Annotated in this window: 21 protein-coding genes and 1 pseudogene; 13 read left to right on the forward strand and 9 right to left on the reverse strand. The window is 69.4% G+C overall.

Translation table 11 applies throughout. The features are described 5' to 3' along the window. Positions 1–275 precede the first annotated feature (275 nt). A complete protein-coding gene (locus IG78_RS0122365) occupies positions 276–1,166 on the reverse strand; it encodes an RNA polymerase sigma-70 factor (RefSeq protein WP_030565962.1) in 891 nt (296 codons plus the stop codon). A gap of 214 nt (positions 1,167–1,380) precedes the next feature. Between IG78_RS0122365 and IG78_RS0122370 the strand changes: the two genes are divergently transcribed. Further along, positions 1,381–2,247, forward strand: coding sequence for an alpha/beta fold hydrolase (locus tag IG78_RS0122370; RefSeq protein WP_051852843.1), 867 nt, complete (start codon positions 1,381–1,383; stop codon positions 2,245–2,247). A 119-nt stretch (positions 2,248–2,366) separates the two neighbouring features. On the opposite strand, the gene IG78_RS0122375 is transcribed toward IG78_RS0122370, so the two are convergent. Further along, on the reverse strand, positions 2,367–2,777 hold the full coding sequence (locus IG78_RS0122375) for a VOC family protein (RefSeq protein WP_030565966.1): 411 nt from the start codon (positions 2,775–2,777) through the stop codon (positions 2,367–2,369). Between the two features lie 285 nt (positions 2,778–3,062). Between IG78_RS0122375 and IG78_RS0122380 the strand changes: the two genes are divergently transcribed. Continuing rightward, on the forward strand, positions 3,063–4,643 hold the full coding sequence (locus IG78_RS0122380; RefSeq protein ID WP_030565968.1) for an alkaline phosphatase D family protein: 1,581 nt from the start codon (positions 3,063–3,065) through the stop codon (positions 4,641–4,643). Between the two features lie 238 nt (positions 4,644–4,881). Next, positions 4,882–6,327: a GNAT family N-acetyltransferase gene (locus IG78_RS0122385; protein WP_225882179.1), complete on the forward strand. Its 1,446-nt coding sequence runs from the start codon at positions 4,882–4,884 to the stop codon at positions 6,325–6,327. A gap of 310 nt (positions 6,328–6,637) precedes the next feature. On the opposite strand, the gene IG78_RS0122390 is transcribed toward IG78_RS0122385, so the two are convergent. Beyond that, positions 6,638–7,222, reverse strand: coding sequence for a TetR/AcrR family transcriptional regulator (locus tag IG78_RS0122390; protein ID WP_030565970.1), 585 nt, complete (start codon positions 7,220–7,222; stop codon positions 6,638–6,640). 122 nt (positions 7,223–7,344) lie between these two features. Here IG78_RS0122390 and IG78_RS0122395 point away from each other — a divergent pair, with 122 nt between their 5' ends. Continuing rightward, entirely contained in the window at positions 7,345–9,054 is a 1,710-nt protein-coding gene (locus IG78_RS0122395) for a DUF885 domain-containing protein (protein WP_030565971.1), read from the forward strand. A gap of 59 nt (positions 9,055–9,113) precedes the next feature. On the opposite strand, the gene IG78_RS0122400 is transcribed toward IG78_RS0122395, so the two are convergent. After that, positions 9,114–9,962, reverse strand: coding sequence for an SDR family oxidoreductase (locus tag IG78_RS0122400; protein ID WP_030565972.1), 849 nt, complete (start codon positions 9,960–9,962; stop codon positions 9,114–9,116). A gap of 60 nt (positions 9,963–10,022) precedes the next feature. Beyond that, entirely contained in the window at positions 10,023–10,547 is a 525-nt protein-coding gene (locus IG78_RS0122405) for a rhodanese-like domain-containing protein (RefSeq protein WP_051852844.1), read from the reverse strand. 139 nt (positions 10,548–10,686) lie between these two features. Between IG78_RS0122405 and IG78_RS0122410 the strand changes: the two genes are divergently transcribed. After that, positions 10,687–11,133, forward strand: coding sequence for an Lrp/AsnC family transcriptional regulator (locus IG78_RS0122410; protein WP_030565975.1), 447 nt, complete (start codon positions 10,687–10,689; stop codon positions 11,131–11,133). An 82-nt stretch (positions 11,134–11,215) separates the two neighbouring features. Here the strand turns inward: IG78_RS0122410 and IG78_RS0122415 are convergent. Together IG78_RS0122415 and IG78_RS0122420 are read right to left on the reverse strand one after the other, a co-directional pair. Continuing rightward, positions 11,216–11,404, reverse strand: a pseudogene (locus tag IG78_RS0122415) (SbcC/MukB-like Walker B domain-containing protein); the annotation flags it as partial. A 26-nt stretch (positions 11,405–11,430) separates the two neighbouring features. Then, positions 11,431–13,107 carry a tyrosine-type recombinase/integrase gene (locus tag IG78_RS0122420; RefSeq protein WP_030565979.1) on the reverse strand — a complete coding sequence of 559 codons (1,677 nt, stop codon included), beginning with the start codon at positions 13,105–13,107 and terminating at the stop codon, positions 11,431–11,433. Between the two features lie 672 nt (positions 13,108–13,779). Here IG78_RS0122420 and IG78_RS42515 point away from each other — a divergent pair. Together IG78_RS42515 and IG78_RS0122435 are read left to right on the forward strand one after the other, a co-directional pair. Next, a complete protein-coding gene (locus IG78_RS42515) occupies positions 13,780–14,703 on the forward strand; it encodes a recombinase family protein (protein ID WP_078965380.1) in 924 nt (307 codons plus the stop codon). Between the two features lie 308 nt (positions 14,704–15,011). Then, the gene (locus IG78_RS0122435; RefSeq protein WP_157855847.1) at positions 15,012–15,896 is read left to right on the forward strand and encodes an MBL fold metallo-hydrolase; all 885 of its coding nucleotides are present in this window, start codon (positions 15,012–15,014) and stop codon (positions 15,894–15,896) included. Here IG78_RS0122435 and IG78_RS49345 read toward each other — a convergent pair. Both IG78_RS49345 and IG78_RS44200 read right to left on the reverse strand, forming a co-directional pair. Beyond that, positions 15,815–16,252: an MmyB family transcriptional regulator gene (locus IG78_RS49345; protein WP_157855848.1), complete on the reverse strand. Its 438-nt coding sequence runs from the start codon at positions 16,250–16,252 to the stop codon at positions 15,815–15,817. The genes IG78_RS0122435 and IG78_RS49345 overlap by 82 nt on opposite strands. Further along, positions 16,253–16,687: a helix-turn-helix domain-containing protein gene (locus IG78_RS44200; RefSeq protein WP_078965381.1), complete on the reverse strand. Its 435-nt coding sequence runs from the start codon at positions 16,685–16,687 to the stop codon at positions 16,253–16,255. It lies immediately after the preceding gene. 326 nt (positions 16,688–17,013) lie between these two features. Here IG78_RS44200 and fabG point away from each other — a divergent pair, with 326 nt between their 5' ends. From fabG to IG78_RS44210, 6 genes are all read left to right on the forward strand, one after another. Further along, positions 17,014–17,724, forward strand: a complete 711-nt coding sequence (fabG, locus tag IG78_RS0122445) for a beta-ketoacyl-ACP reductase (RefSeq protein ID WP_030565985.1) — start codon at positions 17,014–17,016, stop codon at positions 17,722–17,724. Between the two features lie 140 nt (positions 17,725–17,864). Further along, positions 17,865–18,209 carry a hypothetical protein gene (locus tag IG78_RS0122450; protein ID WP_157855849.1) on the forward strand — a complete coding sequence of 115 codons (345 nt, stop codon included), beginning with the start codon at positions 17,865–17,867 and terminating at the stop codon, positions 18,207–18,209. Between the two features lie 281 nt (positions 18,210–18,490). Continuing rightward, positions 18,491–19,489: a ParB/RepB/Spo0J family partition protein gene (locus IG78_RS44205; protein ID WP_157855850.1), complete on the forward strand. Its 999-nt coding sequence runs from the start codon at positions 18,491–18,493 to the stop codon at positions 19,487–19,489. A 109-nt stretch (positions 19,490–19,598) separates the two neighbouring features. Continuing rightward, positions 19,599–19,892 (forward strand): hypothetical protein, encoded by a 294-nt coding sequence (locus IG78_RS0122460; protein WP_030565992.1) that lies wholly within the window; start codon positions 19,599–19,601, stop codon positions 19,890–19,892. Further along, entirely contained in the window at positions 19,889–20,104 is a 216-nt protein-coding gene (locus IG78_RS42525; RefSeq protein ID WP_225882180.1) for a hypothetical protein, read from the forward strand. Before IG78_RS0122460 ends, IG78_RS42525 begins: the two co-directional genes overlap by 4 nt. Before the next feature lie 102 nt (positions 20,105–20,206). Then, on the forward strand, positions 20,207–21,085 hold the full coding sequence (locus IG78_RS44210; protein ID WP_051852849.1) for a hypothetical protein: 879 nt from the start codon (positions 20,207–20,209) through the stop codon (positions 21,083–21,085). Positions 21,086–21,133: the final 48 nt, after the last annotated feature.

Below are 21,133 nucleotides of genomic sequence, written 5' to 3' on the forward strand. Positions count from 1 at the left end.
ATCGCCGCGCGCAGGCGGCTTTTCAGCGCCTTGTTTATTAAAGGTTCCTGCACTATCTCAGCGACGATAGAGCCGCGCTCACCCTTGGTCAAGACCAATCCTGAGTCCGTTACAGCCCGCAATGAAGTGATGCCACAGAGCATTCACGCGCTGTTCGCGCCCGGTCGACACCCTGAGGGCGATGTGACGCAATCCGATACGTCGGACATGGCGGCGCGCGCGACAGTGGCCCCGCCCGGTTACCGGGCGGGGCCAGTGCCGCGGGGGCCGGCGCCCTAGGAGGTCAGCCCGACGAGCTTGTCCGGATTCCGCATGATGTAGACGCGCTGGATCCGCCCGTCGGCGACATCCAACTGAAGGACGCTGTCGGGCTTGCCGTCACCCAGGACGAGTACGGACGCCGCGCCGTTGACCTCCACGGGTCGGAACTCGTACGTCTCCACGCCCGGCACCCCCTGCCGCGCGGCACCGATGAGGAAGCGGCCCACCTTGTCCGCGGACTGCAGGACGCGCAGCGGCGCCTTGGCCTTGCCGCCGCTGTCGCCGACGAGGTGCACGTCCGGTGCGAGCAGTGACATCAGGCCCGCCAGGTCGCCCTCGGTGGCGGCGGCGAGGAAGCGTTCGGTGAGGTCGCGGCGCTCGGCGGGGTCGACCTCGTAGCGCGGCCTGCCGTCCTCCACGTGCTTGCGGGCGCGCCCGGCGAGCTGGCGCACCGCGGCCTCGCTGCGGTCGAGCGTGCTCGCGATCTCCGCGTACGGGAACCCGAAGGCCTCCCGCAGCACGAACACCGCGCGCTCCAGGGGCGACAGGGATTCGAGGACGACGAGCACCGCGAGGGACACGGAGTCGGCGAGCACGGCGCGTTCGGCGGTGTCGGGCACGGTCGGCCCGAAGTCGGTGACCATCGGCTCGGGCAGCCAGGGGCCCACGTACGCCTCGTGCCGCGCCTGGGCCTGGCGCAGCCGGTCGATGGCGAGCCGGGTGGTGACGCGCACCAAGTAGGCGCGGGGTTCGCGCACTTCCCCGCGCTCGCCCGCCGACCAGCGCAGCCAGGCGTCCTGGACGACGTCCTCCGCGTCGGCCACCCGCCCGAGCATGCGGTAGGCGACGCCCATCAGGACGGACCTGTGCTCTTCGAAGACGTCGGTCACGGTGTCGGCAGTCACGTCACCATCCCAGCTCACGGAACTGCCGGTGTCCACCCGCGCCGGGGCGGTCGGACGAGGATCACAGCGGTCGCGGGCCCGGCGGACCGCCCTCATCGGCGGCGGTCGCGCCCCGTCGGCGACGCCCCGGCCGAACTCGTCACGCACGCACCCTTGAACTCGTCACTACTGGGCGGTAATCCTTCCTGACAAGATGTCTAAGTCAGGAGCAGTCATGGCCGCACGGGTGGCAGAGGTCTCCGAGGTCTCCGAGGTCTCTGAGGTCTCGTTCAGCGTCGAGTCGGCCCGCGGCCCGCGCACGGTGACGGTCTCCTACCGGCGCACGGGCACCGGGGAGCCGCTGCTCCTGCTGCACGGGATAGGCCACCACCGCCAGGCCTGGGATCCCGTCGCCGGCATCCTCGCGGCCGAGCGCGACGTGATAGCCGTGGATCTGCCTGGCTTCGGCGCCTCCCCGGCGCTGCCGGACGGACTCGCGTACGACCTGGGGTCCGTGGTGCCCGCGCTGCGGGGTCTGTGCGACGCCCTCGGCGTCGGGCGGCCGCACGTGGCGGGCAACTCGCTCGGCGGCCTCCTGGCCCTGGAGATGGGCCGTGAGGACCTCGTGCGGTCCGTCACCGCCCTTTCGCCCGCCGGGTTCTGGTCCGGGGCGGAGCGGCAGTACGCGTTCACGACCCTGCGCGCGATGCGCGGGATCGCGCGGGCGATGCCCCTTCCCATGGTCGAGCGGCTCGCACGCAGCGCGGTCGGCAGGACCGTGCTCACCAGCACCATCTACGCCCGCCCCGGCCACCGTTCGCCGGAGGCGGTGGTCGCGGAGACGCTCGCCCTGCGCGGAGCCGCCGGCTTCCACGAGACGCTGGCCGCCGGACGGCGGGTGCAGTTCCGCGACGATGTGCCGCAGGTGCCGGTCACCGTCGCCTGGGGCAGTCGTGACCGGCTGCTCCTGCGCCGCCAGGGGATCCGCGCGAAGCACACGATCCCCGGGGCGCGCCTCGTGCGGCTGCCGGGCTGCGGGCACGTCCCGATGCACGACGACCCGGCGCTCGTGGCGCGCGTCATCCTGGACACCAGCCGCTGACGAGGACGCCCCGCCCACGCACCCGGCAGCGGCTGTAACCGTCGTCTCCTTGTCGTCGCCTCTGTACCCGTCGTCTCCGTAGCCGTCGCCTCTGTACCCGTCGTCTCCGTAGCCGTCGCTCAGGAGTTGGACCACTCGCGGGTGCTGAGGACGAGGCGGTAGCCGTCCGGGTCCCGCACGGTGACGCCCCACTCGTTCCAGTACGGGTTGGGCGACTGCACGCGCGTGCCACCGTGCTCCTGGAGGCGAGCGACGAGGGTGTCGGGGACCTCGCCCGCCACGTAGACCACGAGGAGGTCCTCCTCGGTGGGGCGGGGCTCCACGGGGGCGGCCGCCTCGTGGACGAGTTCGATGTGCCAGGAGGCGTCGGGCCAGCCGACCATGAGGAGTGCGTGCTCGCCGGGCCCGCCGCTCCCGTCGTGGCGGTACAGGACGTCGAGCCCCAGTCCTTCGACCCAGAACCGCTCGGCGGCGGCCAGGTCTCGGGAAGGGCGGGCGATGCGGATGTGACTGCGGCCGTCGACGGGCACGGGATTCTCCTTGTCCGCGGCCGCATCTCCGTGGGCCGCTCCGGTCAGCCTACGGCCGGACGATCTTGCTGCCATCGGACCGGGGTCGTGGTCCCCGCGGCCTACGGCCTGCGTCCACGGCCCTAGGGCCTGGCCGACCGCACGCCGCCCGCACGCCGCCCCGTTGCGGCTGGTTTCCGCGTGTCCGGGGTCAGTTGTTCACGTGTGGTTCTTGTGGGCGCCGCGAGGCCGCAGTACACGTGGCACTGCACACTCGATCGACTCGCCGTCCCTGGAGGCGTCTTCATGTCAGACCGTTCGCCGAGCCCCTCCCCCCGTCGCCGCAGCCTGCTCCGTGGTTCGCTCGTGGCGCCCGCGGCCCTGGCCCTGCCTGCGCTCTCCGGTGCGGCCCCGGCGCTCGCCCTGCGGGGGCGTCCGAGCGCCGACTGGGGCGTGCAGGCCGGTGACGTGGGCGCGCACTCGGGGCTCGTGTGGGTACGGTCCGACCGGCCCGCCCGCATGATCGTGGAGACCTCCGCCACGGAGTCCTTCCGCAGACCCACCCGATGGCACGGCCCGCTCCTCGGGCCGGGCACCGACTTCACAGGGACGACCCGGCTGCGCGGCCTTCCGAGCGGCGCGCAGATCCACTACCGCGTCTTCCTGTCCGACCCCGACGACCCGCGCCGCACGGGCCGGCCCGTCACCGGCACCTTCCGTACGACGTCCTTGAAGCGCCGTGACGGTGTGCGCTTCCTGTGGTCGGGGGACATCGCGGGCCAGGGCTGGGGCATCAACCCGGAGCTCGGCGGCTGGCGCGTGTACGAGGAGATGCGCGGCCGCAACCCCGACTTCTTCCTGTGCAGCGGTGACAACATCTACGCCGACGGACCCATCCAGGCGAGCGCCACGCTGCCCGACGGCCGGGTGTGGAAGAACATCACCACTCCGGAGAAGTCGAAGGTCGCCGAGACGCTCGCCGAGTACCGCGGCAACTTCCGCTACAACCTGCTCGACGAGAACGTACGCCGCTTCAACGCGCAGGTGCCTTCGATCGTGCAGTGGGACGACCACGAGGTGCGCAACAACTGGTACCCGGGGCAGATCCTGGACGACCCGCGCTACACGGAGAAGGACGTCGACGTCCTCGCGCGACGCTCGCTGCGGGCGTTCAGCGAGTACTACCCGATCTCCACGCAGCGTCCCGGCGGCCGGGACGGCCGGGTGTACCGGGTGCTGCGACAGGGCCCGCTCCTCGACGTGTTCGTGCTCGACATGCGGACCTACCGCAACGCCAACTCGCCGGGCCGCCAGCCCGACGACGCCACCGGCATCCTGGGCGCCGAGCAGCTCGCCTGGCTCAAGCGCGAGCTGTCGCGGTCCCGCGCGGTGTGGAAGGTGATCGCCTCCGACATGCCGCTCGGCCTGGTGGTGGCGGACGGCCGGGAGAACTTCGAGGCCGTCGCCCAGGGCGACCCGGGCGCGCCGCTCGGCCGCGAACTGCAGATCGCGGAGCTCCTGCGGCACATCAAACACCGCCGGATCACGGGCACGGTGTGGCTGACCGCCGACGTCCACTACACCTCGGCGCAGCACTACGACCCGGCGCGCGCCGCCTTCAAGGACTTCGCGCCCTTCTGGGAGTTCGTGTCGGGGCCACTGGCCGCGGGCGGATTCCCCGCCGTGAAACTCGACGGAACCTTCGGCCCGGACCAGACGTTCGTCAAGGCACCGGACCGCGCCAACACATCACCGGCAGAGACACCGCCGTACTACGGAGAGGTGGACATCGACGGCGACAGCGGCGAGTTGACGGTGCGGCTGCGTCAGCAGGGCGGAGGCGTGCTCTTCACCAAGGTGCTGCAGCCGGGACGCGTGGGCCAGTGACGGACGGCGCGTGGGCGAGTCGGACGGCTCGGGGGCGAGACCGTACCGCTCGGGCTGCTCCGGCCTCTCGGGGCGCTCGGCACCCGCGCGGACCAGTGCGGCCATACGGGGGACAGCGATGGACAAGCAGGGTGATCAAAGAGTAATGAATCGGACAGAACCGCTCTTAACTCATCAGTCACAAAGCGTTCGTGATCACGAAACAGGCTTCGGTCAGAGTGGCTGCATGAGTGCAGACATGTCTGATGTGACACGCAAGAGGCACGGCAGGCCGGTGCACCACTGGCGCCGGGACGTCGTCGAACTGGCCGCCCTGTTCACGGCCGTGGCCGCGGCGGACGCGGTGGCCAATCTCGTGGGGCACGGCCCGGACGGGCCCGAACTGCTCCTCCTCTCGGCCGTGATCCTGCTGGCGACGGTCGGGTTCCACACCTGGTGGGCCCGACGCCACACTCATGCGCCGCCGGGCACGGCCGACACCGGCACCGGCACCCGGTCCGCCCACGCCGAGGCAGGCGGGTCCGGGCCCGGGTCCGGTGTGCCGCCGGAGACGTCCACGGCACCGTCCGGTGACGGCGCGGGAGCGCACGCCGAGTCCACGACGCTGTGGCGACTGCGTACGACCGTGCGCGACACCCCAGGCTCACTCGCGGCGCTGTGCACGGCACTGGCCCATGACCGCGTGGACATCCTCAGCCTGCAGACGCACCCGCTGGCCGAGGGCACGATCGACGAGTTCCTGCTGCGGGCCCCGACGGCACTGTCCGCGGCCGACCTCACGCGCACGGTCGCGCGGGCGGGCGGCTCCGGCACCTGGATCGAGCGGGCCGACGCGCACGACCTGGTGGACGCGCCCACGCGCATCCTGGGCCTGGCCACGCGCACGGCCCTGGACGCGGCGGAACTGCCGCTCGCCCTGCGCCAGCTCCTCGGCCGCTGCACCATCCGCTCGCTGCCCGCCGCCTCGGTGGGCGAGCGCGCCGGCGAAGGGACAGCGCCCGTCGAGGGCGTACTGGAGGGGACCGTGCTGCGACTGCGGGCCCCCGAAGGCGGAGTGATCACGGTCGAGCGTCCCCACCTCCCGTTCACCCCCACCGAGTTCGCCCGCGCGCGAGCGCTTGTGGAGCTGGACACCCGGCTCGGTCCGCGCATCCCGCGCGAGCAGGACGTCCTCACGCTCCCCGAGGGGCCCGACATCACGGTGCGCCGCGCCGACGCGGGTGACCTCAAGGCCGCCAAGACCATGCACGAACGCTGCTCGAAGCGCACCCTGGGCATGCGGTACCACGGCCCCGTGAACGACGCCGACCGCTATCTGAACCACCTCCTGAGCCCGCGGTTCGGGCGCACGCTCGCGGCCCGGACCGCCTCCGGCCGCATCGTCGGCCTGGGCCATCTGCTGTGGGACGGCGACGAGACGGAGATCGCGCTGCTCGTCGAGGACGAGTGGCAGCGCCGCGGCATCGGCGGCGAACTCCTGGGCCGTCTCGTCTCGATGGCGATCGATGCGGGCTGCGAGAGCGTCTACGCGGTCACGCAGTCGTCCAACACCGGCATGGTCGCCGCGATGCGCGGCCTCAACCTGCCCCTGGACTTCCAGATCGAGGAGGGCACGCTGGTCATCACCGCCCGCCTCGACACCACGCCGGTCAGCTCCCAGGTGCCGTACGGCAGCCGCCGCTGAGGCAACAGCCGCCTCCGAGACACCGCTCCGACGCCCGTGCCCACCGCCCCACCCGCGGCGGGCACGGGCACCCACCGCACGGCCCGCACGGCCCGCACGCACGGCGTAGCGGAAAACCGGGCCCTCACGGAGAGCCCGGCACTCGCGGAGGGCTTCGGCCTTCTGCGCCGATGACGCCGGTGCCGAGTACGGCCACCTTCTTCTCCGCCATGTGTGTTCTTCCTTACGCAACTGTCATAACTGACCGAACATTCTGTTATCAAGGTGCGCGTGCGGCATGGCAAGGCCTGGCGGGGGCCTTCGGGCGAGCTCAGCCGAGCAGGGAAAGGGCCTGGTCCGCCGCCTCCCGGACGCGGGCCTCGCCGCCGGAGACCTTCCCGACCACCCGCATCCCCTGCAGCAGTACGAGCAGCATGCGGGCCAGAGCGCGCGGATCGCGGCCCTCGGGGATCTCCCCCTGGGCCCGCGCCCGGGTGAGCGCGGCGTGCAGCAGCGTCTCGAGCTGCTCCCAGTGCAGTTCGACCCTGCGGTCGGCCGCGGGATCGTGCGGGGCGAGCTCCGCGGCCGTGTTGGTCACGAAGCAGCCCGCGAGCCGGGAACCGGGCGCCGACGACTCGGCGGCGAACCTCAGCAGCAGCGCGCGGACCCCCGGCAGGGCGGGGCCCGGCCTGGACAGCTCGTCGACGAGCAGCGGGTCGTTCAGCTCCGTATAGCGGTCCATCGCCTTGAGATACAGCGCGCGCTTGTTGCCGAAGGTCGCGTAGACACTGGCGCGGCCGATGCCCAGACGCTCCACGAGGTCCGCCATGGACGTCGCCTCGTAACCGCGGCTCCAGAAGAGCTCAAGGGCGGCCACCAACGCGGCGTCCGGGTCGAATTCCTTGGTCCTGGCCATGGCGCGGACGCTAGCCACATCCAGAACGATCAGTCAAACAATGAGTCGGTGACAGCCGGGCCACCCCGTGCGGCGGTGACGCGGCAGTGACGCGCGCCCCTGTCTCGTACCAGGATGTCCGCATGTCAGACACGAAGATCACTCCCACCACCCCCGGCGGCCCGCTGCCCCGCGAGGTCGCCGACACCTACGTCGACGAACTCATCGCCCTGGACCCCGTCACCGGCACCTACCTCGGCGTCAAGGAGAGCCACGCCAAGCTTCCCGACCTGTCCCCCGCGGGCCTCGACGCCCTGGCGGACCTCGCGCGGACGACGCTGGCCCGGCTCGACGAGGCGGAGAGGCGGCCGGGTGCCGACGCGGAGGTGGAGCGGCGCTGCGCCCGGCTGCTGCGCGAACGGCTGCGCGCGGAGCTGGCCGTGCACGAGGCCGACGAGGGGCTGCGTGCCGTCGGCAATCTGCACACGCCGCCGCACGCGGTCCGCGAGATCTTCACGGTGACGCCCACGGACACGGACGAGGACTGGGCGACGATCGCCGAACGGCTGCGCGCGGTGCCCGCCGCGTACGACGGCTACCGCGCCTCGCTCCAACTGGGCCTCGATCGCAAGCTGTTCGGGGCGCCGCGACCGACGGCCACCTTCGTCGAGCAGTTGACGCAGTGGGCGGGACCCGAGGGCGGGCCCGGCTGGTTCGAGGAGTTCGCGGCGGACGGGCCGCAGGCGCTGCGGGCCGAGCTGGACACGGCTGCGAAGGCGGCCACCGGCGCGGTGGTGGCGCTGCGCGACTGGATGCGGGACGTGTACGCACCCGCTGTCGAGGGTGCTCCGGACGTGGTCGGCCGTGAACGCTACGCCCTTCTGTCACGGCACTTCAACGGCACGGACCTGGATCTCGACGAGGCGTACGCGTACGGCTGGGCCGAGTACCACCGGCTGCTCGGCGAGATGCGGACCGAGGCCGAGAAGATCCTGCCGGGCGCGGCGACGCCGTGGGAGGCGCTCGCCCACCTCGACGGGCACGGCACGCACATCGAGGGCGTCGACGCGGTGCGGCAGTGGTTGCAGGACCTCATGGACGAGGCCATCGAGGCGCTGGACGGCACGCACTTCGAACTCGCCGAGCGGGTGCGGAAGGTGGAGTCGCGGATCGCTCCGCCCGGCGGCGCGGCGGCCCCGTACTACACCGGCCCGTCCGAGGACTTCTCGCGGCCGGGCCGGACCTGGCTGCCGACCATGGGCCAGACCCGCTTCCCCGTCTACGACCTCGTCTCCACCTGGTACCACGAGGGTGTGCCGGGCCACCACCTCCAGCTCGCGCAGTGGGCGCACGTCGCCCAGGACCTTTCGCGCTACCAGGCGACCGTGGGCATCGTCAGCGCCAACGCCGAGGGCTGGGCGCTGTACGCGGAGCGCCTGATGGACGAGCTCGGCTTCCTCACGGACCCGGAGCGCCGGCTCGGCTACCTCGACGCCCAGATGATGCGCGCGCTGCGGGTCATCGTCGACATCGGCATGCACCTGGAGCTGAAGATCCCCGCGGACTCCCCGTTCCACCCCGGCGAGCGCTGGACGCCGGACCTGGCCCAGGAGTTCTACGGAGCGCACTGCAGCCGCCCCGCGGACTTCATCGAGAGCGAGATGACCCGCTATCTGACGATCCCCGGCCAGGCCATCGGCTACAAGCTCGGCGAACGCGCCTGGCTGCTCGGCCGCGAGAACGCGCGGCGGCGCCACGGCGACGCGTTCGACGCCAAGGCGTGGCACATGGCGGCGCTGTCCCAGGGGTCGCTCGGGCTCGACGACCTGGTGGACGAGTTGTCGGCGCTGTGACGCGGCGGTGCGCTGTGCGGTGGCACCGCACAGCGCACCGCCGGGCCGCGGCCTGCGGCTCAGCGCCGGATGCCGCCCTCCGAGTCGATGACCTGGCCCGTGATCCAACAGGCCTCGTCCGTGGCCAGCCAGGCGAGGAGCCGGGCCGGGTCGTCCGGCGTGCCCCACCGTCCCGCAGGGAAGAGGGCGGCGATGTGCTCGTACGCCTCCCCGGACATGTAGCCCGTGTCCACGGGACCGGGGTTGACGGCGTTCACCGTGACGGCGAGGTCGGCGAGCGCCGTCGCGAGGGAGCGGGTCACCGAGGCGAGGGCGCCCTTCTGGAGGGCGTAAGCCAGCTCGCCCGGCATGCCGCCCGCGATGTCCTGGCCGGACGTCATCAGCAGGACGCGTCCGCCGGGCGTGCGCGGTGCGAGCCCGGCGCGCAGCCGTGCGTACGCCTGCACGAGCAGGATCACGGAGCGGGTGTCGACGGCCCAGTGGGCATCGAGCGTGGCCGCGTCGATCTCGTCGAGGGTGCCGTCGCGGCCGCTGCGGGCGTGGTTGGCTACGAGGATGTCGAGGCGCCCGCCGAGCGCTTCGGCGGCCGTGGCGATCAACGCGGCGGGCGCGTCCGGGTCTGCGAGGTCGGCGGGGCCGTGGACGACCCGGGCGCCGGGGTCGGCGAGCGCCTCGCGCACGGAGGCGACGACGTCCTCCGTACGGTCGGCGCCCCAGGGCATCTCGGCGTCGTGCGGCACGTGGTGGTGCAGATACACACTCGCCCCGTACGCGGCGAGTCGACGGGCGACGGCGTGGCCGATGCCGTCGCGCCTGCTCGCTCCCGTCACCAGGGCGGTGCGTCCGCGCAACGGGAGCGGATCGCGGCGGAGTTCGGCGGCGGTGGGCGGCTGCGGAAGTTCGGGCATGACAGGTCATGATGCGTGCTCCGGGCCGCTCGCGCACGGGGATTTACCCTGGGCCCCGGCTCAGCAGCCGCAGTCCGCTCCGTCGGCGGGCGCCGTGAGCGGGTCCGCGGTGCGCTTCTCCGCGGCCTCCCAGGTCTCGTACGCGAAGCCCTCCCGGACCCAGTACTCGAACCCGCCGAGCATCTCCTTCACCTGGAAGCCGAGGCGGGCCAGGGAGAGGGCCGCGCGGGTCGCGCCGTTGCAGCCCGGGCCCCAGCAGTAGGTGACCACCGGGACCGCCCTGTCGAGGAGCCGACCGGCCTGCTGCGGGATCAGGGCCGTGGGCAGGTGCACGGCGCCGGGGATGTGGCCCTGGTCCCAGGACTCCGTGGAGCGGGAGTCGAGGAGGACGAAGCCCGGGTCGCCGTCGGCGGCGAGGGCGGCGGCGACGTCGGACACGTCGGCGTGGAAGGCGAGGCTCGCGGAGAAGTGGGCGACGGCGGCGGCGGGGTCGGCGGGCGGGACGCGCAGGACAGGATCAGTGCTGTCCGCGACGCTCGTGTCGGTTCCGGCGGCTATCTGAGCTGAGTGAGCTGAGTGAGTCATGTGGGCTGAGTGAGTCATGCGGGCTGTGTGAGTCATGTGAGCCATGGCTGAAAATCTATGAGCGTGGCCCGCGGACCTGAAGGGCCCATTCCCGGTCCACCTCTTGATCGGCCGGGGTTTTCCCTGTTTCCTCTCGGACATGACCGGTTATTCCACGGACGCCACCGACTGGCGCATCCTCGACGTCCTCCAGCGGCAGGGCCGCGCCAGCTACGCCGAGCTCGCACGCGCCGTCTCCATGTCCGCGAGCGCCGTCACCGAGCGCGTGCGGCGCCTGGAAGGGGCCGGTGTCATCCAGGGTTACGCGGCCGTGGTGGACCCGGAGCGGCTTGGCCTGCCGGTCCTCGCGTTCGTACGGCTCCGCTATCCGAACGGCAACTACAAGCCGTTCCACGACCTGGTCGAGGCGACGCCGGAGATCCTGGAGGCGCATCACGTCACCGGGGACGACTGTTTCGTCATCAAGGTCGCCGCGCGGTCCATGCGGCACCTGGAGGAGGTGTCCGGCAGGATCGGCGCGCTCGGCTCGGTGACGACGAGTGTCGTCTACTCGTCTCCGCTGACGGGGCGGCCGCTCGGACGGTGAGCGACCGGGCGACGGGCCACCGGGCGACGGGCCACCGGGCGACGGGCGGCAGGGCGGCCGCCGGGGAGGTGAAGAACAGCCCTCAGGCCTCTCCCCGCAGCCGCACCACCGACCCCGCCCTGCCCTTCACGACCTCCAACTGCGCGTGCACCCGGCGGCGCAGGTCGGCGACATGGCTGACGATGCCGACGCTGCGGTCCCGCTCGCGCAGCGAGTCCAGGACGTCGAGCACCTCGTCGAGGGTCTGGTCATCCAGACTGCCGAAGCCCTCGGGGGGACGTGCGGGGGACAGCGCGCTCAAGCGGCGTTTTGCGCCTGGTCTCCCCGGTCGATACGTACTACGTGCAGGTGCCGGTCTTCTGGGACCGTGGCGGAGGCGACTGTCTCATCCTGCGCTTCTGCTCCGGGAGGAACCGAAGCCGTGGCCTGCTCGTGGTCTACCTCTGATGCGGAGGTCTGTTCACCGTCGGGCTTCTCCACTCCGTTGCGGCGTGGCACGAGTTCAAGCGGGGCGTTGGCGGCGGCATGCTCGAACTGAGGCAACAAGCTGGTGTAGGTGTCAGCCGTCAGTTGGTAGCTGCTATGGCCGAGCAGGGCTTGGATGGCCTTCATGGAGAGGCCGGCAGCCAGGCTGAGTGAGGCTGCGCAGTGACGCAGGTCGTGGAGGCGGATCGGTGGCAGACCAATGCGCTGGACGAACCTATTGAAGGCCTGGGAGACGTTGGCCGGGTGGTGAGGGTGTCCATCGGGTCGGGTGAAGACGTAGCCGGAATCGACGTACGGTCCGTGGTTCTTAGGGTCTTCGCGGTGCTTCGTCTCCCATTCGGCGCGCTGAGCCTTTTGTACGTCGCGCCAGGCCGTGAGCAGGGCCAGAGTGGCGTGGTCGAGAGCGACCGTGCGGCGGCCGCTGCGGCTCTTGGGGGTGTCCTTCCATACGTTGTAGTTGGAGTCGGTGACGAGCTGACCGGATACGTGTGCCACCCCTTTGGCGAGGTCGAGTTCGCTCCACGGCAGGCCTGTTGCCTCACCTCGACGTGGTGCCCGGTACACCATGAGGTGCCACATGATGTACATGGGGTGATCGACAGCTGCGTCGAGGAACTCCCCCGTCTGTTCCGGGGTCCAGACCATGACTGGACTGGGCTTCTGGCCGGTCTCGCGCCAGCGCGCCACTCGCTCGTCGGTCCAGACCAGCGGTTGGGGGCGCTCATATTTAGGGACGACGACGAGCTTGGCCCAGTTTTGCGTGATGAGCTTCTCGGTGACAGCGTCGCCGAGTGCGGCGGTGAGACAGTCGAGGTATTTCTTCTGGGAGGCGGGTCCAGTGTTCTGGCGAGGCTTGGCGCGGGCTTCTTTGAGAGCCGCGCAGGCTTGGTGCCATGCCAGACGCAGCTCGGGCGGCCGGGGCGTGGAGGCTTGGCTCCAGGCCAAGTGGGCTGCGTCGCATTCGATCTTGGCTAGCTCTGCCGCTTCGCGGTTGGCCTTCTTGACCTCGTTGTATGCCCAGATATGTTGGAACATCTCTTGGAGGTGGCGCTCGCGGAGATCGCGCATGGGGAGGTGGCCGAGGGCGGGCTTGAAGACACGGTCGATGAAGTCGCGGTAGTCACCTCGGGTCTTACGCTTTAGGTCGACGCGCTTCGCGTGCCAGCGGTCGAGGTACGAGGCGACAGTCTCATTGGTGTCAACGTCGATGCCCCCCTGAGCTTCGTCCCACAGCTTCTGGGCTGCCTCCTTGGCCTGCTTCTGCGTGAGGAAGCCGCCTTTGCGTGGGCGTCGGCGTTTGCCACCTGGACCGTCGGCGAGCTTGACGTAGTAGTACCAGGAGCCGTGGTCGCGCCTGATGAGGAGGGGGCAGGCAGAGCCAAGTTCACGAAATGTGGGCTGGCCGCTCGCGTCGAGGACGGGCTGACCGTCGCCATCCAACTTGGGTTCGGTGCACTTGCATCGCTTGTAGGTACTGCCGTCGAACACTCGGATATCCCCCTGATTGCGGTGGGTCGTTCCTTACGTGCCCTGATCTTGCTGTAGCGAAGGTGACGCTTCCTTGGCCGTCGTATGCTTCCTGCCAGGTGGCGCGGGGAAGAGGGATGTGACCACCTTTGTCCTCGTCTGTGACTGAGCAGCGTCAGCGGTGTAGCGGGATGTCCGTAGAGGAAGTCCGATCGCTGCCGGCAGTAGTGAACGTCGTGACAGCTGCACGCGCCCTGGGGATCGGGGCGGACAAGGCGTACGACTTGATCAAGGCGGATGAGTTCCCGGCGAAGCTGATCCCTTTGGGGCGCACTCAAAAGGTGGCGACGGCTTCGCTGTGGAAGGTCTTGGGGGTTTCGTAGCCGGGGGGGGGAGCGCCCCCGGTGGTGCTCGGCCAGGGCCGCCTCTCGGGATTCTGGCCGGGCTGCCTTGTCGCACGGTTGAAGCTCGGCGACCAACTGTGCGAGTGGGCGTCTTGCTGTAGCGGGTGCCGTGACGTGCCTCACGGCTTTCGGGGCGTGCGGGGCTTTGACGTGCGCAAATACATCAGTGCGCCTCACCGAGGTCGCGTTGCGGATTCCACCTCCTACTCCTTGCAGCTATCGTGACCTATTACTGGGCTAAGAGGGTCGCTAGCGGGCAGGCGATCAGCTCGTGATCGGACGGAGACGCATGGCACGGCTGACTGGTTATTTGAGTCGCCGCGGGGGGCTTCACCCCGAGGAGGCCAAAGGTCTGCGGAAAGCCGCCTCGCTGCTGTTCGACCAGCAAGCCAGAGCTGAGGTGTGTCGGTGGATGAACGCCCAGGGACATCGCACGACACGCGGCAACGAGTGGGCTCCAGAGGTACTGACCCGTGTCCTGAGCCACCCGCGCATGGCCGGGCTCGACGATGACGGTCAGCTCATTACGGACTTCGGTGAAACGGTCCTGACACCCGACGAGCGCCTGAGGCTTCTCGCCCTGTTCACCGAGCAGGCGGGGCAGCAGGCCGAGCCTCGCGAGGCGTTCGACTACCTGATGAAGGACGGCTTGTCGGAGTGTGACCGGTGTGCCCACAGCATGGTGGGCGCTCGCGTTACCAGCGGCGGCGCCCCGACCTACCGGTGCCCTCCTCCGAGGGCGGGGCAGACGTCGTGCGGGCGAGTCCGGATCAACGGCGACCGGTTCGAAGACACCGTGGCGGAAGAAGTTCTTGCCGAGCTTCTGCGCCCGGGAACGCGGGAGCGAGTGTCGCAGTTGCTCGCCGATCTGCGGGATGAGGCCGAACGCCTCCGCGCGCACGTCGAGGGGGCGGAGAAGCGGTTCGGGGAGCTGCGCGAGATGCGCGAGATGCTGGTGCCGGCAGCGTACGAGGCGGCCGAGAAGGCCACCAACCAGGACTTGCGGGAGGCGCGTAGCCGCTTGCGCTACCTGGAGCAGCTGATCGACGTTCCCATCGATGGCGTCGAGGACCTAGCCGCCTGGTGGAAGACGGCACCACGGGCATGGCAGCGGGCGCTGCTCGGCGTGGTGATCGTCAAGGTGCGCGTACTCGCGGTGGGGCGTGGCAGGCATCGTGACCCCAGTGAGCGGATCCGTATTGAGTGGCGTTAGGGCCCCTCTCACCCTGGGCGCGACTGACCGGTGAGCGGTGAAACTCGACCGCGCAGGTGAGGCGTCACCTGGGCCGTGGCTCTCCACTGCCGCGCGCCTCGAAGCGTGATGCGCCAGGGGGACTTGGCCTGCCCGGCTACTGGTAGCCCCGGCCTGATTTCGCTCCAGTCTCATTTGCTTCGGTGATGACATCTGTTCCTAAGATGCACTCACTTCATGCGGTTTCTGCCGCAATGCCCTATGGAATAGGATGATCTGCGGTGTCTTCCCCTACCCTCCAGCATCTGTCCGCCACGACCTGGGCGTGGATGAACGACCAGCCCGGCTGGGGCTTCAGTAACAGCGGCGTGGTTTCCAGCAACGGCCAAGTCCTGCTGGTCGATACGCAGTTCACGCTCAGCGCGACACGTCACATGCTGCACGCAGTCGCCTCGGCACTACCGGGTACGGAGATCTCCACCGTCGTGAACACGCACGCGAACGGTGACCACACTTGGGGCAACCAGCTCGTCGCTGACGCGACGATCATCACGTCGGAGCTGTCCGCTCGCCACGCGTGTCAGGAGATGGGTCCCGAACAGCTGACCATGCTGTGCTCGGGGAGCGTCCAGGGCAAGGCCGCAGCATACGCGGCGCGGCACTTCGGAGGCTTCTCGTTTTCCGGCGTCACCGTCACCGGCCCCACCCAGACTTTCGCCGGTCGGCTGGAAGTCAAGGTGGGGCAGTCGCTGGTCGAACTCCTGGACTTGGGTCAGGGCCACAGCGCCGGCGACGTGGCCGTTCACATCCCCGAGGACGGCATAGTCTTCGCTGGCGACGCACTGTTCAGCGGCGCGCACATGGTGGTGTGGTCCGGGACGCCGTCCGCATGCGCCGCGGTGTGCGACCGGCTGCTGGCTACGGGGGCCGAGCAGTTTGTGCCCGGGCATGGGCCCCTGATGAGTCGTGCCGACGTCACTGCCTTCAAGGATTACCTGTCCTCGGTTGCAGCATCCGCTGCGCAGCATGCCCAGGCCGGGGTTCCCCTGGCCGAGGCCGCCCGCCTGGTCATGGCGGAACATGCGGGCTCGTGGGCTCACCCTGAGCGGCTGTTTACTCAGACTGCGGCCGCCTACGCCGAAGCGGGAGTAGCTGACGTGCCTACTGGGACGTTGGCCATGGTGGAGGGCATCGCCAGGCTAGCCTGCGGATAGGCAGGACCGCCAGGTGGCATGACCACCATCAGCTTGGTGTTGTTGCGCAGCCGGGCGAAGGTGATGAACTCCACCTCGAACACACCGTCGCGGTTGGGCAGGTGCAGGCGGCGGACATCCCCGTCGGGGTGGACCCTGGCGGTGTTGTCCTCCTCCAGGATCACCCGCGCGGTCTCGTCACGTTCCTTGATCTCCTGGATAACTTCGGCCAGGCGCTCGTTGTCCGGGTTGGCCTGGGCAGTCAGCCGAAGGATCGACGCCATGGGCTTGGCCCAAGTTTCCTCCCAGTCGATGAGTTGCAGGCGAGCTTCGGGGTAGGTCAAGGCCCAGATCATCACGTTGACGCCGTGGTGCATCTATGGAAAGTCGCGGCCTGCGGGCTCATTGAAGACACGGATGTCCCAGTCCAGGCCGAAGGTGTAGGCGGGCCAAAACTGCTGATGAACGAGAGCCGCGATGGTCGGGTCGAGGCGGCTGGCATCCGGGCGCTTCAACGGGGCGGGCTCGTGGCCCGTGGCGTAGTAGAACAGGTGCGTACGCTCACCTTCGTTGAGGCCGAGTATCCGCGAGACGCGCTCCAGGACGTCGTCGGAGTAGTTAGCCTCTACGCCGGTCTCCAGTTTGCGGTACCAGCCCTCTGACATTCCCGTCAGGAGGGCCATGTCCAACTGGGTAAGACCCTTGCGGGTCCGCTTGCCGTAACGCTCGGTGAATCCGGGCACTGCGCGGGGATCTCGTCGCTGGCGCCAGGTGCGCAGCATGCGAGTGAGGGGCGGCATAGCGGTTGTCATGGTCTTTCATCCTGTATGAGCCAGAAAAAACAAAAAGATTGGCCAGACCTTAACGCACCTTTTGCGCCGCGTGACCTCCTTGGGCGCCTCAATGCACCCTCCACACTATGACAAATGCCCCAAACTTCGCTCCCAGCAGGTGCGTACCGCACTCGCAGTACCGGATGTGTCAGGACCGGCAGCGACAAGGGCGACCTAACAAGATGAAAACCAGGCAAAGTGAGCCGTGCGCAGGGAGGCCCCTGCGGGCCCACTGAGCACGCCGTCACTACAGGCCGCGCCTCGGCGGGCCTTATCTGTCAATATCGACCTGAAAGGTGCCCCACATGGGCCGCAGCGTCTTCATCACCGGTGGCAACCGTGGCATCGGACTCGCGATAGCCAGGACGATGGCTGAAGCCGGGGACAACGTCGCCGTGACCTACCGCTCGGGCGAACCCCCTGCCATCAACAGCGTCCTTCCGGTTCAGTGCGACATCACCGACCCCGAACAGGTCGAGCTCGCATTCAAGCGCATCGAGGAAGAGCACGGGCCGGTCGAGGTCCTCGTAGCAAACGCCGGCATCACCCGCGACGGCCTGCTGATGCGAATGCCGGAAGAGGACTTCGCTGCGGTCATCGACACAAACCTGACGGCCGCCTACCGCCTCGCCAAACGCGCCACGCGCAGCATGCTGCGGGCGCGCAAGGGTCGCATGATCTTCATCTCCTCCGCTGTCGCACTGCTCGGTGAGGCGGGCCAGTCCAACTACGCGGCCGCGAAAGCCGGCCTCATCGGCTTCTCCCGCTCCCTGGCCCGCGAGCTGGGATCGCGCAACATCACCTCCAACGTCGTCGCACCGGGCCTGACCTCCACTGACATGACGGCCGTCCTTCCCGAGGAGCGCATCAAAGCCCTGCTCGCCCAGATCCCGCTCGGTACGGCCGCCCGGCCCGAGGACATCGCTGCGGCCGTGCGCTTCCTGGCCAGCGATGAAGCGTCCTACATCACCGGCGCCGTCCTGCCCGTTGACGGCGGCGTGGGCATGGGGCACTGACCCTTCCCGGCGGCTCCAGGCGCTGGAAGGGGCGCCACTCGTGAGACCTCAGGGACCTGGAGCTCGTGGGAAGGCTGTCCGCCGAGACGGTCACTGCGCAGGAACCGGGGCTACCGGTCCTGACGTTGCTAGGGGGACGAGTGATTGACGTGGAGCGCATCAGGGCGCTCTCCGAACTGCCCAGCCCGAGACGGGCGGCGCCCAGCCAGCCCGACGCGGCGGGGATCGTGCGTGCCCTCAGCGGCCTGCGCAATGAAAACGCCGCGATCGCTCAGCCGATCGCGTGGAGCAAAGGCCTGTGCGCGCAGCACCCGCTAAAAGAAGGCGATGCGCACGCACCCGTCGCGTTCGGCATGGCCGAGCGCGTGTGCCGCATCTGCCCCATCCGCGCGGCCTGCCGGGACGCCGTCGGCGCGGCGACGCCGCCGCAGGCGCGCCGGTGGCGCAGTTGGACAGAGGCCGGGGACAGCTCCGCCGAGCAGTAGATGACCGCCAATCGGCGCCGGATACCCGGCGCCCATTGGCATGTCGGAGGGCCGCCCCCCGGATGAGCCTGCGGTGCGCACAGGAAGTGACGGACGCCTTCTCCCCCTACCGATCCGGCGCAGCCCAGGGAGAGACGCACTGGGACGTCAGCGTTCGCAGACGGGCTTCATGTATGTCGTTCCTCCAGGTCAACGCTTGAAGGTTTCGTGATCGAGGTCACTGCCGGGGGCTCCCTACGGAATGGACGCCACCTCGAAAGAGAGTAGAATTTAGGTAGAAGGTGAGGGCAGGGAAACTCACCACCTACTTCAAGGAGCACCCCGTGCAGCGCGTCCTCAAGATGAGCCAAATCCACCGCAACCCGCGCCAGCCGCGCGAGTACTTCAACGAGGACGCGCTGAACGAGCTGGCCACGTCGATCGACAAGTACGGTCTGATGCAGGCCATCGAGGTGCGCCCCGACAACGAGCGCGGCGGCTACGAGATCGTCGCCGGTGAGCGCCGCTGGCGCGCACACCAGATCCTCGGCCGCACCAAGATCCGCGCCACGATCATCTCGGAGAAGAACGAACTCCAGCGGTTCAAGCGGTCCATGTCGGAGAACGTCACCCGGGAGGACATGACCCCGTTCGAGGAGGCCCACGGCTACCAGCGGATCCTCGACGAGGAAGAAGGCGCGACGATCGAGACCGTCGCCTCCGACTTCGCCAAGACCGCCACGTACGTGAAGCTGCGCCTGGCCCTGCTCGACTTGCGTATCGAGATTCAGGAACTGGTGCAGGACGGGAAGATCGGCACGCAGGCAGCGGTGCAGATCGCCGCGCTGAACTTCGCCAACCAGGGCTCCGTGCTGAGCAAGTTCGTACGCGGCGAGTTCGCTGCGGACAACGAGATCGTCCACTTCGCCTACGCGATGAAGCAGCAGCAGGACCAAGCCGTCCTCCTGGTCGTCGAGGAGATGACCGAGGAGCAGCGCACCGAACGCGCCGCCGCGCAGAAGAAGACCCGCAGCACGCTCGACAAGATCGAGCAGGTCCGCGAACTCCTGGACGAGATCGCCAGGACGAAGCCCTTGATGCTCGCGGAAACGCTGGAGACCCAGGTCGGTGCACGGCTGGACCAGCTGGACCGGGTCGCTGAGTCGCTGACCAAAGCGCGGTGGCAGCTCAAGCAGGCCAAGGCACACGCCGAAGCCCGCGAGCTGGTCAGCGTCAATCCGGAGGCGGAAGCCGACAGCTCCACCGAGGACAGCGCGGACCGCGAACTGGTTGCCGCCTGACCACCACGCTCCGGGGGGGCGGGCTCCCCTTGCCCGCCCCCCTCACACACGGCACGACCGCATGCCGTGCCCCTTCGCCTCATACACCGCACCGAAAGGCTGCTTAGTCATGCGCTTCAGCGCACCCCTCACCCCCGTCCAAGCCGAGCTGCTCGGCGAAGACGTGGGCATGATCGCCGCGCTCGCGGCCCAGGCCCTCAACCACGTACACGGAGTGGACATCGAACGCCTGGCGAAAGCCTTCACCTCCTCCAACGCCTTGGACGTCACCGCGATCCGCTACCTGAAGCACCTCGAGGACGGCTTGCCGCGTGGCGAAGCAGCGGGCCGAGCTGCGACCGCCCTCATGCACGACTGGGCAGACGCGGTCCTCAACGCCTCCAGCCGAGGAGATCGGGCGTGAGCACCGGCCAGAACTGGCGCGACATGTGGCGCCCCGACTTCGACCGCGACGCCCAGAACCTGTTGCCCGTGAAGGCGCCTGCACGCACACCTGCCCGACCCGACGCCTACGGCACCGAAGCCCTCTTCGGCGAAGTCGTCCCGGACAGACGCCCCTCCCGCAAGCCCACCGTGAAGGCCGGTGACGTCGAAGGCCAAGACGAGCTGTTCTAACCCTCCACACGGAGCCGACAGGGCCTTGGCCGCCTTCCGCGGCCTGCCCTGCGACAGCTCCCCGGATCGCTGATGCCCAACTCCCGACAGGAACGAGCATTCATGCCCATCTACCTGCACGAACCCACCTCCGAGCGCCCGCGGGACGGCAAGGGGTACAACCGCCTCAGCCTCAACGCACACATGGGAGCAGGCGGGGCGCAGTGCGCTCTGCGCCCCACCTCATATGCGACCCTCTTCGAGAGCTACGACACGCGACGCGCACGGTGGGGCGGTTTCGGCTCCTGCCCGCGAGCGGGGGCCTGCGAGACCTGCTCCCTGCTGAACCACCCCCTCTCGGCGTCGCCGCGCCCGGTTCCGTTCAACGCGGCCAAGGTCTTGGTCCGCATCGACACCAGGTACCCCGACAGCTCCGCGCTCTCAGCCGCACCGACCACCCGCCTGTGGATGACGGACGACCCGGACGACGCCTGCTATCGCGACCACGGGCAGATATGGAACTGGTTCAGCCTGCGTCACCTCAAAGGCTGGGAACTCGGCCGGACCTACCGCGACGAGATCGGAAACGGTTTCTGGCTGCACCGCACACCCGACGCTTGCACCCCGCACGTGCAGGTCCGGGCCCGGCAGCGCCCTTCGTCGACCCGGCACGCCTTCGTCGTCGGCACGACGAGAGCCGCCCTGCTCACGTGCTTCGGCCGCTGCCTCCACAGCGACGGGCGGTTGCTCAATGTGATCGGCCATCACGTCCCGGCCGTGGTCGATGACGGTGTTCTCCCGTTGCACCCCACGGAGTTGCATCCGCCTCACGGCGCTGTCCGCAGCCGGCATCTGGAGCTCGACTCCCACTGGGGCGCGTGCACACTCGTGCTGCGGCAAGAGCGGACCCGGCTTGCCCAGTTGTCGTTCGACGGTTCCACCTGGACACCGGCGCAGATACGCGGTGCGGCGGCGGCGCTGCTCGCGCACACGGAGGAGTGAGCACATGGCCACGTACGTGCCGCCGCCCCCGAGCTACCTGCCGGGGGA

The sequence above is a fragment of the Streptomyces aureocirculatus genome (genome assembly GCF_000720475.1).
In the GTDB taxonomy this organism is placed as follows: domain Bacteria; phylum Actinomycetota; class Actinomycetes; order Streptomycetales; family Streptomycetaceae; genus Streptomyces; species Streptomyces aureocirculatus.